We start from the raw sequence: 15,951 nt of genomic DNA on the forward strand, positions 1-15,951 counted from the left end.
CCATTTACTGGTTGTCCATACAGCATAACAGCCTGGTGAAATGATCGCCAGTGGTCTGATTACCGTCCGCGGGTCGCCAGCCAGCAGATCAGCGACCCCAGCGTGATCATCGCGACACCCTGCCAGAAGGACAGCGGCGGTGTCAGGCCAAGCCACAGCGATCCCAGCAGCGCCGACAGCACGGGCGTAAAGTAGGAGGCGGTAGCCAGCAGCGTCAGGTTTCCCTGCTGGATGCCGTGATTCCAGGCGGAATAGGCGACGGCGGTAGAGAGCCCGACAAACCCCACCTCCAGCAGCGGGATTGGGGCAAAGGTCATCGGCTGTGGGGGGCTGAGGGCAAACTTCAGCCACAGCGCCAGTGCGGTCAGGACAAAAAAGAGGGTGACGCCGTTCGACCCGCGGGCAAAGCGCCGGGTAAGGTTGTTGTAGGTCGCCCACGTCAGGGCGGCGACAAAGGCGAGGCTGTAGGCCGTAGGATTGCGCTGCATATTCTGCCACAGCAGAGAGGGCGAGCCGCTGCCGCTGCCTTTCATCACCCAGACAATCCCCAGCAGCGACAGCAGCAGCCCCGGCCAGAGCCAGGGTCGGAAACGCTGCTGACTAAAGGGGATCGCCAGCACGATAGTCAGGCAGGGCCAGAGATAGTTAATCATCCCCAGCTCCAGCGACTGGCTGCGATCGCTGGCCAGACCGATCGCCAGCGCCAGACAGATTTCATAGCCGACAAACAGCGCGCCGCCCAGCCACAGGTAGATCGCGGGCAGCGCACCAGGTCGCGGCAGACCGCGGGTCAGACAGAGCAGTAGCGCCGTGGTGCTGTAGATCAGTGCCGCGCCGCCGGTAGCACCAAAGGCTTCGCTGACGCTGCGCAGCAGGCCCACAGTGGTACTCCAGAGCAGTATGGCAACAAGACCGACAAGGGTCGCGCGCGAAACGGTGGCAGACATGGGGGCATCAACAGGATCAGTAGAGGGAACCTCCTTTGCCGGAGCAAAGGAGGCGGCGTATTACTTCCAGAAGTCGTCGAATACCGTGATCGGCGGGCGACGTTTGTGCTCGGTTTTCAGATACCAGCCTTCGATGATCCGGGCATTCTCCGGGTCGATGCTTTTACCTTCCAGGTAGTCATCGATCATCTCGTAGGTCACGCCCAGCGCCACCTCGTCCTGCAGGCCGGGACGATCATCTTCCAGGTCAGCAGTGGGTTTCTTCAGGTAGAGATGTTCCGGGCAGCCCAGATGTTTCAGCAGCAGCTTGCCCTGACGCTTGTTCAGGCGGAACAGGGGATTGATGTCGGTGCCGCCATCGCCATACTTGGTGAAGAAGCCGGTGACCGCCTCGGCGGCGTGGTCGGTGCCGACCACCACACCCCGGGTCATGCCCGCGATGCTGTATTGCGCTTTCATCCGCTCACGCGCTTTTTCATTGCCGCGAACGAAATCGGACAGGGTGATGCCCGCCTCTTTCAGGGCGCGCTCGCTGGCCAGCACGGACTCTTTAATGTTGACCACCAGCGAACGGTCGGGCTGGATAAAGGCCAGAGCATCCTGGCAATCCTGCTCATCGGCCTGGACGCCATAGGGCAGACGCACTGCAATAAAGGTGTAGTCGTTGTCGCCGCTCTCCTGGCGCAGTTCCGCGATCGCCGTCTGCGCCAGCTTGCCCGCCAGGGTGGAATCCTGACCGCCGCTGATCCCCAGCACCAGCGTCTTCAGCCCGCTGTGACGTTTCAGATAGGCTTTAAGGAAATCGACGCTGACACGCACTTCCTGGCTGGCGTCGATCGTGGGCTTCACACCCAGTGCTTCAATAATTTCCTGCTGCAGTGACATGAACTTCTCCTCAGGTCAGTGGCCTGTCGGCTCGATGCGAACGTGTTATTAAAGCTAACGTGCCTTGGCGAAAACAACAAGCCAAAGCGGCAACGGATTTTGGCTAATCGTTGCGAAATCAGTGAGTTTTCAGCGGCTGTGACGGTTTTTTTGCCAGCACGCTGAACATCAGGATCGCCATCATAAAGCAGCCAAAAATGGTGGCGCACATGCTCATGACCGAGGTACCGCCGATGCCGGTGATCGGCACGGTGATCGCCCCCAGCGTGAACATCGTTACGCCGATCACGGCGGACGCGCTGCCCGCCCGATGCCCCTGACTCTGCATCGCCAGGGAGGAAGCGGTGGTGGCGATCACCCCGTTGCTGGCGATGGAAAAGAACAGCGCCACCAGCAGCAGGGGCAGCGGCGCCTGATACAGCGCGGCCAGCAGCAGCAGGCCGGAGGCCACAAAGGCCAGCGTGAGTCCGCCTTTCAGCACCCGATATTCGCCCCAGAGCGGGCAGAGGCGGGCACTGGTCTGGGAGGCAATGATCAGGCCCAGGCCGTTTGCCGCAAAGCAGAAGCTGAATGCCTGCGGCGAGAGACCATAGAGCTGTTGCAGCACAAAGGGCGAGGCGCCGATATAGGCGAACATGCCGGACATCATAAAGCCCTGGGTCAGGCAGAAGCCCATAAAGGGGCGGTGGGTCACCACCTGACCGAGTGCCGCGTAGGCGGACAGGATCGATCCCTGACTGCGTCGTGTCTCAGGCAGCGTTTCATGCAGTTTCCAGCGCGCCAGCAGGATCAACAGGATGGCAATGCCGCCCAGCACCATAAAGATGCCTCGCCAGTCCAGGATCGTCATCAGCGCGCCGCCGAGCACCGGCGCACCGATCGGGGCCAGGCCATTGACCAGCATCAGCAACGCGAAGAAGCGCGTCAGTTCGTGGCCGCTGTACATATCGCGGGCAATCGCCCTTGAGAGCACCGCGCCGCCTGCGCCCGCTAATCCCTGAAACAGGCGCGCCAGCAGCAGCTGGTGGATATCCTGCGCCAGCGCACAGCCCAGCGAGGCGATAAACAGCAGGCTCAGTGACAGTGTCAGCGGACGCAGACGGCCCGCCTTATCGCTCATCGGGCCAAACAGTAACTGGCCGAATCCCAGCCCCAGCAGACCGGCGGTCAGGCTCAGCTGCGCGGTCGCGGTTTCGGTGTGGAGATCCTGCGCCAGCTGCGGCAGTGCTGGCAGATAGAGGTCGATACAGAGCGGGCCCAGTGCGGCCAGCAGACCAAGTGTGATGGCATAGGTCAGACGGTTTGCGTGTACAGGAGTCATTTATCCTCAGCGTTGTCAGCGATGGCGTAAACAGAAATCGGGCAGGCCAGCAAAGCGGAGGCAGGTTGCAGCCTGCTGAAAGAGAGGCGTGCAGCCGCGCATAAAGGGTCGCTGGCGGCTGCCCCGATGGCCGGGAAGTATACGTGCGCGCTGACAGTAACACAGCCTTCTTTACGGAATCCTGACAGTCAGTGTGCCACGAATTGTTCTTCATAAACTTGATATATCAGCATTTCTGTTCCAGGCTTGTTTCCACATGGACAATCAATGAGGAACAACAAGATGAATAAAGTGATGGGATGTATCGCTGCGGCGCTGACACTGGCTGCACTGTCTGGTTGTACGACTTACGATCGTGCGGAAAGCTACGTGACTAAGCCAGTGGTAAAGGATGTTAAAAAGGGCATGACCCGCGATCAGGTTCGTCAGATCGCCGGTGCGCCATCGACTGAAATCACCATGGTTCACGCGCGTGGCACCTGCCAGACCTACGTTCTGGGCCAGCGTGACGGTAAAGCGCAGACTTACTTCGTCAGCTACAACGATACCGGCCGTGTGATGAACTACGGTTTCCAGAGCTGTGCGGAGTATGACACTGACCCGCAGGCTCAGCAGTAAGCGTCTCACTGAATAGCAAACGGCCCGTCATGATGACGGGCCGTTTTTCGTTGGGGACGCGTTACAATCCGGCCGGACGCGGCACCTCAACATAGTCACCATCGATCTGCCGCTGATAGTAGTGGCCTGCCTGCACGTAAAAGCGTTTGCCATTAAAATCGAGCACCCGCATCTCATTGCTGACCCGCGACTCCTCCGGCGGCTCGACCACCACATATTCATCGCCGTGACGCTGATAATAGCTGCCATTCAGCAGGTAGTAGGTGAGCCCGCCGATCAGCACCGCCGTGGCGGCGTCGGGTAAGAAGCGCAGCGGTCCACCCCAGTGGGGGCCGGGACCGCCCCAGTGCGGGCCGGGTCCGCCATGCCGTCCCCAGCCGCCCGGCGGGCCCCAGTCACCGGGGTGAGCCAGCGCCAGCGCAGGCGTAAGCAGCGTCAGCGTCAGAAGCGAGGCGATAATTTTTTTCATCGGGTGTTCTCCTCATAAAACTGGAGGCAGAATTCGCTTTTTCACGGGCAAAGACAAGCAATAAAGCGGCAAATTTTCGCCTCTTTACCACGCTTAACGCTTTCTTAACGGCGTCGCCATTAACGGGGAAGATTATGGAGAAGAGAAGAGAACCTGGCGCGGGCGCGCCAGGTGTAAAGCCATCAGCGGTGCGCCAGTTCCGCGTTGTCGTCGCTTTCCAGTACGCGCTTGTCGGTCAGACCCAGCCAGCGGCTGGTCAGGGAGCCGGCGGTCATGGAGCCATTGACGTTCAGCGCCGTGCGGCCCATATCGATCAGCGGCTCGATGGAGATCAGCAGTGCCACCAGCGTCACCGGCAGGCCCATTGCAGGCAGTACAATCAGGGCCGCAAAGGTGGCGCCGCCGCCGACACCCGCTACGCCCGCTGAACTCAGCGTGACCATGCCGACCAGGGTGGCAATCCACAGCGGGTCAAACGGGTTGATGCCCACCGTCGGCGCGACCATCACCGCCAGCATGGTCGGATAGAGACCGGCACAGCCGTTCTGACCGATAGTGGCACCGAATGAGGCCGAGAAGCTGGCAATCGATTCAGGCACGCCGAGACGACGGGTCTGGGTTTCAACACTCAGCGGAATCGTGGCCGCACTGGAGCGACTGGTAAAGGCGAAGGTGATCACCGGCCATACTTTGCGGAAGAAGCGCAGCGGGTTGATACCGTTGACCGACAGCAGCAGCGCATGGACACCAAACATGATGGCCAGGCCAAGGTAAGAGGCAAGCACAAAGCTGCCCAGCTTGATAATGTCCTGGAGGTTAGAACCGGCGACCACTTTGGTCATCAGCGCCAGCACGCCGTAAGGGGTCAGCTTCATCACTAAACGGACCAGCTTCATAACCCACGACTGCAGGGTGTCGATAGCCACCAGCACACGCTGGCCTTTAACCTCATCATCTTTGAGCAACTGCAGAGCAGCCACACCCAGGAAGGCAGCAAAAATAACGACGCTGATGATCGAGGTTGGATTCGCGCCGGTCAGATCCGCGAACGGATTTTTCGGGATAAAGGAGAGCACCAGCTGTGGCACCGTCAGATCGGCGACTTTACCCACGTAGTTACTCTGGATCGCACTGAGACGCGCCGTTTCCTGCGCACCCTGAACCAGACCTTCCGCGCTCAGCCCAAACAGGCCGGTGACGAAGACGCCCACCAGCGCCGAGATGGCAGTGGTAAACAGCAGAACGCCGATCGTCAGTACGCTGATTTTTCCCAGCGACGAAGCGTTATGCAGACGGGCGACCGCACTGAGGATAGAGACGAACACCAGTGGCATCACGACCATCTGCAGTAGCTGAACATAGCCATTTCCGACGATGTTGAACCAGCTGATTGACGCTTTTACCACTGCGCTGTTTTCGCCGTAGATCAGCTGTAACACCAGGCCGAACAGCACGCCGATCACCAGACCGGTCAGCACCTTTTTCGACAGGCTCCAGTTCTGACGGCTGAAGCGGGAGAGCAATACCAGCAGCACCACAAAGGCCACGATATTAAGCGTAAGAGGAAGGTCCATACTGAAACTCCAGAGTAATGCGGCCTTCCGGGTCAGGAAGGCCGCATAATGTTAATCACGAATTAAGACAGCAGGAATGGTAACAGCAGGCGAAGAGGGTGCCTTATATCCAAATGGTATGGTTTATAACTGAATGGTGTTTTACGCTGATTTATTGCGCATGATGCGCGGAGATTAACCGACCGACGCCATTCTGCAGCGTATCAAACAGCTGGGTCGGCCAGCCGTTTGCACCAAAAGATGGCATCCCCACCGGAAACCAGAGTGCATAGCCCACCAGGCCCAGGCACAGCGCCCGCTCCAGCTGATTTCCTTTCTGACTGCGCAGAATCGGCAGGCGGAAGCGCCAGCGGCAGGGCCACAGCAGCGGCACCCCGGCGGGCGTCAGCATGTCGGCCACGATATGGCTGAGATAGCCCAGCGTCAGCCCCTGCAGCACGTCCGGCGGTATTGGCGACGACTGGGGAAGGTTTATCTGAAAAAGCCACAATCCGGCGGCTACCGCCAGCAGACTATGGGTAAAGCCCCGGTGCCCGAACGCCCGCGCAATCGGATGCGAGAGCCAGCGCAGTCGCTGTCCCAGCAGAGATTTAGGGTGGTCGATGTCAGGCAGCAGACAGGTCAGCAGCGCTGAGGGAACAAGATGCCACCAGTCGGCCTGCGCCAGAACGGGTGTCAGCTCAGCACGCTTTGCGAAAATAGCGCTGGCAATGGCAAAAATGATGTGGCCTTCGCCCGTCATGATAGAACCTGGTTGCAAAGAAAACTGTCGATGCATCCAGTATAGGGATTTGTCCAGTAAATGAGAACATGTGACGCTGTAACGAAGCATGAATATTTTTAACATCGCGGACAGTGATGAAACACTGCCCGCGCAAATGATTAACGCGCCAGCCAGCCGCCATCGACCGCCAGGGTATAGCCGTTAACGTAATCCGAGGCGGAGGAGGCCAGAAACACCACCGGGCCCATCATATCTTCAGGCACGCCCCAGCGGCCCGCCGGAATGCGCCCCAGAATCTCTTCACTGCGCGCCGCATCGTTACGCAGCTGTTCAGTGTTGTCGGTCGCCATGTAACCCGGTGCGATGGCGTTGACATTGATGCCATGCTTCGCCCATTCGTTTGCCATCAGGCGGGTCAGCCCCATCACCGCGCTTTTCGAGGCGGTATAGGAGGGCACGCGGATGCCGCCCTGAAACGACAGCATTGATGCGATATTGATAATCTTGCCGCCGCCCCCCTGCGCGATAAAGCGGCGTGCGGCCTGCTGTGCCAGAAAAAACACGGACTTGCTGTTGATGTTCATCACATCATCCCAGTCCTGTACGCTGAAATTAAGCGCATCTTCGCGGCGGATAATGCCAGCATTGTTCACCAGAATGTCGATCCGGCCTGCGGCGGCGACAGCCTGTTCCACGACCTGCGTGGCCACCTCGCTGCGCACCAGGTCGGCCGTCACCGGCCAGAAACGGCGGCCCAGCGCTTCAACCTGACGCTGCGTTTCATCCGCCGCCGCGCGGTTGACGCCCACAATGTCGCAGCCAGCCTGCGCCAGCCCCCGCGCCATGCCCTGGCCCAGGCCGGTGTTACAGCCGGTCACGATGGCCACTTTACCTGCTAAATCAAAGCTGTTTAGTACCATAGATGATTCTCCTCTGCTCAGCGCAGTGCGCTGATGTTGACGGGGTCCATGTCCTCAAAGACCTGATTCTCGCCCACCATGCCCCAGATGAAGGCGTAACACTGCGTGCCAACTCCGGCATGGATGGACCAGCTGGGTGAGATCACCGCCTGTTCGTTATGCACCAGCAGATGACGGGTCTGCTGCGGCTCCCCCATCATGTGGAAAACCGCGCTCTCCTCAGGCAGATCGAAATAGAAATAGACTTCCATACGGCGTTCATGGGTGTGACAGGGCATGGTGTTCCACAGGCTGCCCTCCTCCAGTCTGGTAAGACCCATAGTGAGCTGGCAGGTGGGCAGGACATCCGGCACGATAAACCTGTGGATGGTACGACGATTAGCGGTCGCGGCAGCGCCCAGTGTGGTGCTGGCCGCCTCAGACAACGTGATCTTTCTGTCCGGGTAAGTGCAGTGCGCGGGCGCGCTGTTGTAATAAAAGCGGGCGGGTCGGGCCGGATCCAGGCTGCGGAACTGCAGAGTGCGCGCGCCTTTGCCGATATAGAGTGCCTCTTCGTGCCCGATCTCCCATATTTTACCGTCAACCTCTGCCTGACCCGGCCCGCCGATATTAATCACGCCCAGCTCGCGGCGTTCGAGGAAATAGCTGACGCCCAGCTGTTTTCCCATCTCATCCCCTATCGTGACCGGCCTGTTCACCGGCATTACGCCACCAATGATGATGCGGTCGATATGGCTGTAGGTCAGGGTGTAATCATCCGCGCTAAATATTTTCTCAATCAGGAACGCACGCCGCAGCGCCCCGGTGTCGAGCTGTCTGGCGTGATCGCTGTGAATGCTTTGTCGAATCTCCATCTCAGGCCTCTCTGCAGGTCAGGGTGTCGATGCCCCGAAGGGGGAACAGGTGCATCTTAGGAAGAGTGAGAAGGTAATTCAATAAAAATGAAACGATGTTTTATTTTTTTTTGAGGCGTGGATCATGAAGCGAGGAGAGCAGGCAAAAAAAAGCCCGCACAGGCGGGCAGATGATTATCCCTGCAGATGGTGCAGGGTCAGTTCGCTGAGGCTCGCCAGCCGCACATCGGCCAGCGCCCAGCGGGGATCGTCGCGATGTTCCGCGGCGGGCACCACGATTGACCGCATACGCGCGGCTTTAGTCGCGATCATGCCGTTAAACGAATCTTCCAGCGTCACGCAGTTGAGCGGATCGATTGCCAGCCGGTCAGCGGCGTTGAGATAGACCTGCGGATGCGGCTTGCTGTATGGCAGGGCTTCAGCTGAAGAGAGCACGTCAAAATAGTGCCGCAGATTAAACATCTCCAGCACCTGCTCCAGCATCCTGAGCGGTGAGGCGGAGGCCAGGCCGATCTTCAGCCCCTGGTCGCGACAGAGCTGCAGGGCCGTCTCCACGCCCGGCAGCAGCGGCCGGGTCTGCGCCACCAGCGTCATGGCGCGCGCAATAATTCGTTCCGTTACTTCCTGCTGCGAAGGCCCCTGCCACGGCAGCGTTTCGTACCACATCCGCACAGTCTGATCGATGCGCAGACCCAGCGTATCGGGCAGTTCACTGCGACGTGACAGGTCGACATCCAGCGTTGAAAAGATATCCAGTTCGGCCTGATCCCACAGCGGTTCAGAGTCGATCAGTAAGCCATCCATATCAAACAGGGCGGCGAGCACAGGGCGGTGATAGGGCATCGGCATCTCCTTATAAAGTCGGCGTTACCTTAGCATCTTTCGCCGGTGACGCACGCGCTACCCGGTCAGCCACGCTTTTTTTGGGAAATTTCGCCATTGGCAGGTAGACTTACGCCAAACCGGATTCCGGCTAAAGGAGAGAATATGACCTATCAACAGGCTGGCCGCATCGCCATCCTCAAGCGTGTGGCGGGCTGGGTGCTGTTTTTAGTGGCGCTGCTGTCGACCATTATTTCTGTTTTAAGCTTTATGTTTAAGCACAGTGAGAAGCAACCGGGCATCGATGCGGTGATGCTCGATTTTGTGCATGTCATCGTCGATATGCTGCGCTTCAATACGCCGTTCCTGAACGTCTTCTGGCATAACTCGCCGGTGCCGGAATTTAACGGACAGATGAACCTGGGCTTCTGGCTGATCTACATCCTGATTTTTGTCGGGCTGGCGCTGGAGTCCTCCGGTGCGCGGATGGGGCGCCAGGCGCGTCATGTGAAAGAGGGCATTGAGGACCAGATGATTCTGGAGCAGGCCAAAGGCAGCGAAGGGCGCAGCCGCCAGCAGCTGGAAGAGAAGGTGCGCGTTCCCCGTCACACCATCTTCCTGCAGATTTTCCCGCTTTACGTTCTGCCTGTGGTGATTGCGATAGCCGGATATTTTGTGCTGTCGCTGCTGGGCTTTATCTGACTGCGGTTGCCGTCAGGCCGGTTTGGCCTGACGGAGGCTGTACGCCTCTTCTTCCAGCAACTGGTCAATGGCGAACTGTGCGTCGTCAGGCCAGTGCCCGCCAAACACGTTGGCCCGGTTCAGCAGATAGTAGAGCTGGTAGACCGGCAGACGCTGCGAAAAACCGTCCGGCAGCGGCCACACCGCCTGATAGCCCTCGTAAATCTGGCGGGGCAGGTCGGGAAACCAGCTCAGCATGGCCAGGTCACACTCACGGTCGCCCCAGTAGCAGGCGGGATCAAACAGCCAGGGCCCGCTGGCGCTGTTCGCGCAGTTGGCCGGCCAGAGATCGCCATGCAGCAGCGACGGCTGCGGATGATGTGACGCCAGCACCCGCTGAACCGAGGCGATGATCCGTTCGGTGTCACCGTAGTGAAGCCCTTTTTCCGCCGCTAGCTGCAGCTGCCAGCCGATACGCTGCTCGGCAAAGAACACTGACCAGCGCCGCAGCCAGCTGTTGGGCTGCGGCGTCGTCGTAATGTTATTGTCGAAATCGAGGCCAAACTGGGTCTGTTCGCTCCACTGATGAAGATGCGCCAGCTGCTGACCCAGCTGCCAGGCACTCTGCTCATCCAGCGGCTGCGGCCGGATATACTCCATCAGCAGAAAGCTCTCTTCGCGGTGATGTCCCACGCCATAGACCTGCGGCACCCGGACCGTGCCGGTGCGCGCCAGCAACGCCAGCTGATCGGCCTCCCACGTAAAGAGTGAGAGCATCTCGCGGCTGTTACTTTTGACAAAGACGTCGTGATCACCGTAGCGGATATGCCAGGTGGGATGGATATCGCCGCCCGCAAGGGCGTGACGTTGCGTGATTTCGGCGTTGCCTAACTGCTCGCTTAACAGACGACTAATGGCTGACCACATAGGGTTGTCCTCTTTATTCGCTGCGTAAGTACGATGGTATGCCTGAATATTCACCAAAACCGGCGCGATGGCACCCCTTATTCTGCGCCCGGGTCACAAAACATTACTGCGGGGTGTCGTGCAGATAGGCCTCAAGGGTCATCAGGGTCACGTCAGGCTTCTGACCCAGCACACTTTCACCGGCTGCCGTAACCTGCTGTCGCAGATCCTCTTCCGTCAGGGTCGTGACAATGCCATAACTGTTGGTGCCCAGTTCATGAGGATGGCCCTCTTCATCCATCAGCGTGGTGCTGAACCCGGCGGCGGTCATTGCGCTGGTCAGCTCCAGGATGTCACTCAATCCCGACTCCTGATAATGAAAGGTTACGATATAGCGGGTCAGATCACTGTTGCTCATAAGGCACCTCCGGGAAAAGGAAACTGAACTGAGCGTAGACCATGGTGAAAAAACAGGCGAACGGCAGCGGCGAGGGCGCGCATCTGAGATGACGCTCAGCGTAAAGGTCTGTCAGCGGTGCGCCAGGCAGGCTGAAAAATCTTCTGCCGTAACGGCTATCTTTTCGGTCGGGCGGCACTATAATGCGCGACGTTAATCAGATGAGTCCCAATTAACACGGGTTGCCAGGGGCATTATCGGCGTTTTTTGTAAGTTAATAATTTTTTACAAAACTTACCGTAAATTGCATTGAATGGCTGGCAAAACGCTTCAGACTCTCCGTTTTTTAAACAGTCGCTCGGATCATATTTAATGAAAGCCTATAACAAGCTGTCTGCTGTTCTTTTGCTCTCCGCTGGAGCTTTTTGTCATCAGGCACTGGCCGATAACGCCGTCTTCACCTCAATGGATGACCCTTCCACGGCGAAAAAGCCGTTTGAAGGTTCTGCTTCAGCGGGCTATCTGGCGCAAACCGGTAACACCACCAGCTCTTCCCTGACTGCCCAGACCAACATGACCTGGTATCAGTCATCGATGGCGTACAGCTTGTGGGGTAACGCAGCCAACACCTCGTCCAACGATGAGCGCTCTTCTGAGACCTACAACATCGGCGGTCGTTCACGTTACAACGTCAGCGCCTATGACTACCTGTTTGGTCAGGCGAGCTGGCTGAGCGACCGTTTCAACGGTTATGACTCACGCGATGTCCTGACCGCCGGTTACGGTCGTCAGATCCTGAACGGCCCGGTGCACTCGCTGCGTGCGGAATTCGGTCCGGGTGTGCGTTATGACGATTACCATGCGGGTGGCCATCAGACCAAAGCGCTGGGCTACGGCGCAGTCAGCTACCAGTGGCAGCTGACCGACACCACCAAATTTATTCAGGGTGTCTCCGTACTGAGCAGCTTCGGCGAAGATACGACGGTTAACTCCGAAACCGGTCTGCAGGTTGCCATCAACAGCCACTTCGCGCTGAAGCTGGCCTACAACGTCACCTGGAACAACAATCCGGCGGAGTCTGCGCCAGATCGTACCGATACCAAAACCTCAATCATGCTCTCTTACGCGATGTAAGCGCATTTTTGCGGCAGGATCCCCGGCGGCCTGACATTGTGTCAGGCCGCTTTTTTTTGTTCGCTCCACGGCTTAGCAAAAAGGGGATGGTTTTTCTCGCCGGGGAAAACTGCTATTATCTGCCTGCACTGTGAGCCTGGCGATATTCCGACAATGTGGGTCTGATATTACGCCAGGTCAAACCTCTCATGACATTGCATGTAGGCTTTCGTGTGGCTTACCACTGCAAATAAGGATATGAAATGCCTGTAATTACGCTTCCTGATGGCAGCCAGCGCGTGTTTGACCGCCCTGTCAGTGTGATGGATATTGCACTGGATATCGGTCCCGGTCTGGCAAAGGCCTGTATCGCGGGTCGGGTCAACGGAGAACTGGTTGATGCTGTCGATCCCATTACCGAAGACGCCGCCGTTGCGATCATTACCGCTAAAGACGAAGCGGGTCTGGAAATCATCCGCCACTCCTGTGCGCACCTGTTAGGGCATGCGATCAAGCAGCTGTGGCCCGATACCAAAATGGCGATTGGCCCGGTTATCGATAACGGCTTCTATTATGATGTCGACATCGACCGCACGCTGACTCAGGAAGATATCGACCTGCTGGAAAAACGCATGCATCAGCTGGCTGAGACCAACTACGATGTGGTGAAGAAAAAAGTCAGCTGGCAGGAAGCGCGTGATGTCTTTGCGGCGCGTGGCGAAATCTATAAAACCACCATTCTTGATGAAAACATCAGCCACGACGACAAGCCTGGCCTCTATCATCACGAAGAATATATCGACATGTGCCGCGGTCCGCACGTGCCGAACATGCGGTTCTGTCACCATTTTAAACTGCAGAAAATCTCCGGTGCCTACTGGCGCGGCGACAGCAGCAATAAAATGCTGCAGCGTATTTATGGCACCGCATGGGCAGACAAAAAGCAGCTCGCGGCCTATCTGCAGCGTCTGGAAGAGGCGGCGAAGCGTGACCATCGCAAGATTGGTAAGCAGCTGGATCTCTACCATATGCAGGAAGAAGCCCCGGGCATGGTCTTCTGGCACAACGACGGCTGGACCATCTTCCGCGAGCTGGAAGTGTTTGTCCGCAGTAAGCTGAAAGAGTACCAGTATCAGGAAGTAAAAGGTCCGTTCATGATGGACCGCGTCCTGTGGGAAAAAACCGGCCACTGGGAAAACTACAAAGAGGCGATGTTCACCACCTCTTCAGAGAACCGTGAATATTGCATTAAACCGATGAACTGTCCGGGTCACGTTCAGATCTTTAATCAGGGTCTGAAATCGTACCGCGATCTGCCGCTGCGTATGGCGGAGTTCGGTAGCTGTCACCGTAACGAGCCATCGGGTGCGCTGCACGGTCTGATGCGCGTTCGTGGCTTCACTCAGGATGATGCACACGTCTTCTGTACAGAAGAACAGGTGCGTGACGAAGTGAACAGCTGTATCCGCATGGTTTATGACATGTACAGCACCTTCGGCTTTGAAAAGATTGTGGTGAAACTTTCTACCCGTCCTGAGAAGCGTATCGGCACTGACGAGATGTGGGATCGTGCCGAGGAAGACCTGGCGGCGGCCCTGAACGAAAACAACATTGAGTTTGAGTATCAGCCGGGTGAGGGCGCGTTCTACGGCCCTAAAATTGAGTTCACGTTGTACGATTGTCTCGATCGCGCCTGGCAGTGCGGCACAGTTCAGCTAGACTTCTCCCTGCCAAAACGCCTTGAAGCAACCTATGTGGGTGAAAACAACGATCGTCAGACGCCAGTGATGATTCACCGTGCGATTCTGGGGTCGATGGAGCGCTTCATCGGGATTCTGACCGAAGAGTTCGCCGGTTTCTTCCCAACCTGGCTGGCACCGCTGCAGGTCGTGGTGATGAATATTACCGACGGACAGGCAGAATATGTTGAGTCTTTGACACGTAAGTTGCAGAATGCTGGCATTCGTGTGAAGGCAGACTTGAGAAATGAGAAGATAGGCTTTAAAATCCGCGAGCACACATTACGTCGCGTCCCTTATATGCTGGTCTGCGGTGATAAAGAGGTGGAAGCTGGCAAAGTTGCCGTTCGCACCCGCCGTGGTAAAGACCTGGGGTCGCTGGATGTTGATCTGTTTGTTGAGAAGCTGCAACAAGAGATTCGCAGCCGCAATCTTCACCAATTGGAGGAATAAAGTATTAAAGGCGGAAAACGAGTACTACCGACGCGTCCGAACAAAATTAACAGTGAAATCCGCGCAACAGAAGTGCGCTTAACGGGCATGGATGGCGAGCCGATTGGCATTGTCACATTACGCGAAGCATTGGAAAAAGCCGAGGAATCGGGTGCCGATCTCGTCGAGATCAGTCCGAATGCCGAACCGCCGGTTTGCCGCATCATGGATTACGGCAAGTTCCTCTATGAAAAAAGCAAATCTTCTAAGGAACAGAAGAAGAAGCAAAAAGTTATTCAGGTTAAGGAAATTAAATTCCGTCCTGGAACCGATGATGGCGACTATCAGGTCAAACTACGCAACCTGATTCGCTTTCTGGAAGATGGCGATAAAGCCAAAATCACGCTCCGCTTCCGCGGTCGTGAGATGGCGCACCAGCAGATCGGTATGGAAGTGCTTAACCGCGTCCGTAAAGACCTGTGTGAAGATCTGGATTTGGCCATTGTCGAATCCTTCCCTTCGAAGATCGAAGGCCGCCAGATGATCATGGTGCTCGCTCCTAAGAAGAAACAGTAGGCTTTCAAGTAGCCATTGCCGTGCAGCGTTCGCGCTGTGCGGTGATGTGTTCGCCTGTCTGGGTCATGTTATCAACAATGCGAAGTGGATATTTTTAAAATGCCAAAGATTAAAACTGTACGTGGCGCGGCTAAGCGCTTCAAGAAGACCGCTTCTGGCGGCTTCAAGCGTAAACACGCAAACCTGCGTCATATTCTGACGAAGAAATCTACTAAGCGTAAACGTCACCTGCGCCCTAAAGGCATGGTGTCAAAAGGCGATCTGGGTCTGGTTATTGCCTGCCTGCCGTACGCATAAGTAAATTTTTTTCATTAATTCAGAATATTAAACAGGAGAGCTAAATGGCTCGTGTAAAACGTGGTGTAGTTGCTCGCGCACGTCACAAAAAAATCTTAAAACAAGCTAAAGGCTATTACGGTGCACGTTCACGTGTTTACCGTGTTGCTTTCCAGGCTGTTATCAAAGCTGGTCAGTATGCTTACCGTGACCGTCGTCAGCGTAAGCGTCAGTTCCGTCAGCTGTGGATCGCGCGTATCAACGCAGCGGCACGTCAGAACGGTATGTCTTACAGCCGTTTCATCAATGGTCTGAAAAAAGCAGCCATTGAGATCGACCGTAAGATCCTGGCCGACATCGCTGTATTCGACAAAGTGGCATTCACTGCACTGGTCGAAAAAGCGAAATCAGCTCTGGCGTAAGTCAGATAGAAAAGGGAGCTTGCTCCCTTTTTTATTGCCTGTAACCTACGCAAAAGATTGACATTTTCGCCGCTGCGCATTTCAATAGTGTCCCGGTATGAGCATGACAAGGTAACTGCAAGCATGAATGCTGCTATTTTCCGTTTCTTTTTTTACTTTAGCGCCTGATATCCGGGGGCTTTTGCGCATAAGAGAAGAAACGAAAAATCGCGCTGAAAGCCTCCCTCGTGGAGGCTTTTTTGTTTCTGGCGCTAGCATATTGGACCGGCAGGTCC

Annotated in this window: 19 protein-coding genes and 1 other annotated feature; of the genes, 8 read left to right on the plus strand and 11 right to left on the minus strand. The window is 56.8% G+C overall.

Annotated features, from left to right (window positions below):
* Positions 1 to 59: 59 nt before the first annotated feature.
* From yddG to ACR6AS_RS04505, 3 genes are all read right to left on the minus strand, one after another.
* On the minus strand, positions 60 to 947 hold the full coding sequence (yddG, locus tag ACR6AS_RS04495; protein WP_434161275.1) for an aromatic amino acid DMT transporter YddG: 888 nt from the start codon (positions 945 to 947) through the stop codon (positions 60 to 62).
* A gap of 60 nt (positions 948 to 1,007) precedes the next feature.
* Complete coding sequence (gene nadE / locus ACR6AS_RS04500; protein ID WP_111139104.1) at positions 1,008 to 1,832, minus strand: NAD(+) synthase; 825 nt, start codon at positions 1,830 to 1,832, stop codon at positions 1,008 to 1,010.
* A gap of 118 nt (positions 1,833 to 1,950) precedes the next feature.
* Positions 1,951 to 3,153: a multidrug effflux MFS transporter gene (locus ACR6AS_RS04505; protein WP_111139103.1), complete on the minus strand. Its 1,203-nt coding sequence runs from the start codon at positions 3,151 to 3,153 to the stop codon at positions 1,951 to 1,953.
* Between the two features lie 282 nt (positions 3,154 to 3,435).
* On the opposite strand from ACR6AS_RS04505, the gene osmE reads away from it, so the two are divergent.
* Positions 3,436 to 3,771, plus strand: a complete 336-nt coding sequence (gene osmE, locus ACR6AS_RS04510) for an osmotically-inducible lipoprotein OsmE (RefSeq protein ID WP_111139102.1) — start codon at positions 3,436 to 3,438, stop codon at positions 3,769 to 3,771.
* 61 nt (positions 3,772 to 3,832) lie between these two features.
* Here osmE and ACR6AS_RS04515 read toward each other — a convergent pair whose 3' ends face one another.
* From ACR6AS_RS04515 to hxpB, 6 genes are all read right to left on the minus strand, one after another.
* Positions 3,833 to 4,240, minus strand: a complete 408-nt coding sequence (locus ACR6AS_RS04515; protein WP_111139101.1) for a DUF6515 family protein — start codon at positions 4,238 to 4,240, stop codon at positions 3,833 to 3,835.
* A 182-nt stretch (positions 4,241 to 4,422) separates the two neighbouring features.
* Positions 4,423 to 5,814 carry an L-cystine transporter gene (locus ACR6AS_RS04520; protein ID WP_111139100.1) on the minus strand — a complete coding sequence of 464 codons (1,392 nt, stop codon included), beginning with the start codon at positions 5,812 to 5,814 and terminating at the stop codon, positions 4,423 to 4,425.
* Between the two features lie 151 nt (positions 5,815 to 5,965).
* Positions 5,966 to 6,556, minus strand: coding sequence for a metal-dependent hydrolase (locus ACR6AS_RS04525; RefSeq protein ID WP_111139099.1), 591 nt, complete (start codon positions 6,554 to 6,556; stop codon positions 5,966 to 5,968).
* A gap of 140 nt (positions 6,557 to 6,696) precedes the next feature.
* Entirely contained in the window at positions 6,697 to 7,458 is a 762-nt protein-coding gene (gene kduD, locus ACR6AS_RS04530; RefSeq protein WP_111139098.1) for a 2-dehydro-3-deoxy-D-gluconate 5-dehydrogenase KduD, read from the minus strand.
* Positions 7,459 to 7,475: 17 nt separating this feature from the next.
* Positions 7,476 to 8,312 (minus strand): 5-dehydro-4-deoxy-D-glucuronate isomerase, encoded by an 837-nt coding sequence (gene kduI / locus ACR6AS_RS04535; protein ID WP_111139097.1) that lies wholly within the window; start codon positions 8,310 to 8,312, stop codon positions 7,476 to 7,478.
* A 174-nt stretch (positions 8,313 to 8,486) separates the two neighbouring features.
* Positions 8,487 to 9,155 (minus strand): hexitol phosphatase HxpB, encoded by a 669-nt coding sequence (gene hxpB, locus ACR6AS_RS04540; protein WP_111139096.1) that lies wholly within the window; start codon positions 9,153 to 9,155, stop codon positions 8,487 to 8,489.
* Positions 9,156 to 9,299: 144 nt separating this feature from the next.
* On the opposite strand from hxpB, the gene ACR6AS_RS04545 reads away from it, so the two are divergent.
* Complete coding sequence (locus tag ACR6AS_RS04545) at positions 9,300 to 9,836, plus strand: YniB family protein (protein ID WP_039391793.1); 537 nt, start codon at positions 9,300 to 9,302, stop codon at positions 9,834 to 9,836.
* A gap of 12 nt (positions 9,837 to 9,848) precedes the next feature.
* Here the strand turns inward: ACR6AS_RS04545 and ACR6AS_RS04550 are convergent, their stop codons facing one another.
* Positions 9,849 to 10,742: a fructosamine kinase family protein gene (locus ACR6AS_RS04550; RefSeq protein ID WP_111139095.1), complete on the minus strand. Its 894-nt coding sequence runs from the start codon at positions 10,740 to 10,742 to the stop codon at positions 9,849 to 9,851.
* 103 nt (positions 10,743 to 10,845) lie between these two features.
* Positions 10,846 to 11,139 (minus strand): type V toxin-antitoxin system endoribonuclease antitoxin GhoS, encoded by a 294-nt coding sequence (gene ghoS / locus ACR6AS_RS04555; protein ID WP_111139094.1) that lies wholly within the window; start codon positions 11,137 to 11,139, stop codon positions 10,846 to 10,848.
* A gap of 351 nt (positions 11,140 to 11,490) precedes the next feature.
* Between ghoS and ACR6AS_RS04560 the strand changes: the two genes are divergently transcribed.
* The 6 genes from ACR6AS_RS04560 to pheM all read left to right on the plus strand — a co-directional run bounded on the left by ACR6AS_RS04560 (position 11,491) and on the right by pheM (position 15,844).
* Complete coding sequence (locus ACR6AS_RS04560) at positions 11,491 to 12,252, plus strand: DUF481 domain-containing protein (protein WP_111139093.1); 762 nt, start codon at positions 11,491 to 11,493, stop codon at positions 12,250 to 12,252.
* A 242-nt stretch (positions 12,253 to 12,494) separates the two neighbouring features.
* Entirely contained in the window at positions 12,495 to 14,423 is a 1,929-nt protein-coding gene (gene thrS / locus ACR6AS_RS04565) for a threonine--tRNA ligase (RefSeq protein WP_111139092.1), read from the plus strand.
* 3 nt (positions 14,424 to 14,426) lie between these two features.
* A complete protein-coding gene (infC, locus tag ACR6AS_RS04570) occupies positions 14,427 to 14,978 on the plus strand; it encodes a translation initiation factor IF-3 (RefSeq protein WP_111139091.1) in 552 nt (183 codons plus the stop codon).
* Between the two features lie 99 nt (positions 14,979 to 15,077).
* Entirely contained in the window at positions 15,078 to 15,275 is a 198-nt protein-coding gene (gene rpmI / locus ACR6AS_RS04575; RefSeq protein ID WP_004157374.1) for a 50S ribosomal protein L35, read from the plus strand.
* 44 nt (positions 15,276 to 15,319) lie between these two features.
* The gene (gene rplT, locus ACR6AS_RS04580) at positions 15,320 to 15,676 is read left to right on the plus strand and encodes a 50S ribosomal protein L20 (protein ID WP_006118956.1); all 357 of its coding nucleotides are present in this window, start codon (positions 15,320 to 15,322) and stop codon (positions 15,674 to 15,676) included.
* A 118-nt stretch (positions 15,677 to 15,794) separates the two neighbouring features.
* Positions 15,795 to 15,920: a sequence feature (Phe leader region), on the plus strand.
* Positions 15,800 to 15,844, plus strand: a complete 45-nt coding sequence (gene pheM / locus ACR6AS_RS04585) for a pheST operon leader peptide PheM (protein ID WP_106120997.1) — start codon at positions 15,800 to 15,802, stop codon at positions 15,842 to 15,844. Its footprint overlaps the feature before it by 45 nt.
* Positions 15,921 to 15,951: the final 31 nt, after the last annotated feature.

The organism is Pantoea phosphatilytica (assembly GCF_051025615.1).
Lineage (GTDB): Bacteria > Pseudomonadota > Gammaproteobacteria > Enterobacterales > Enterobacteriaceae > Pantoea.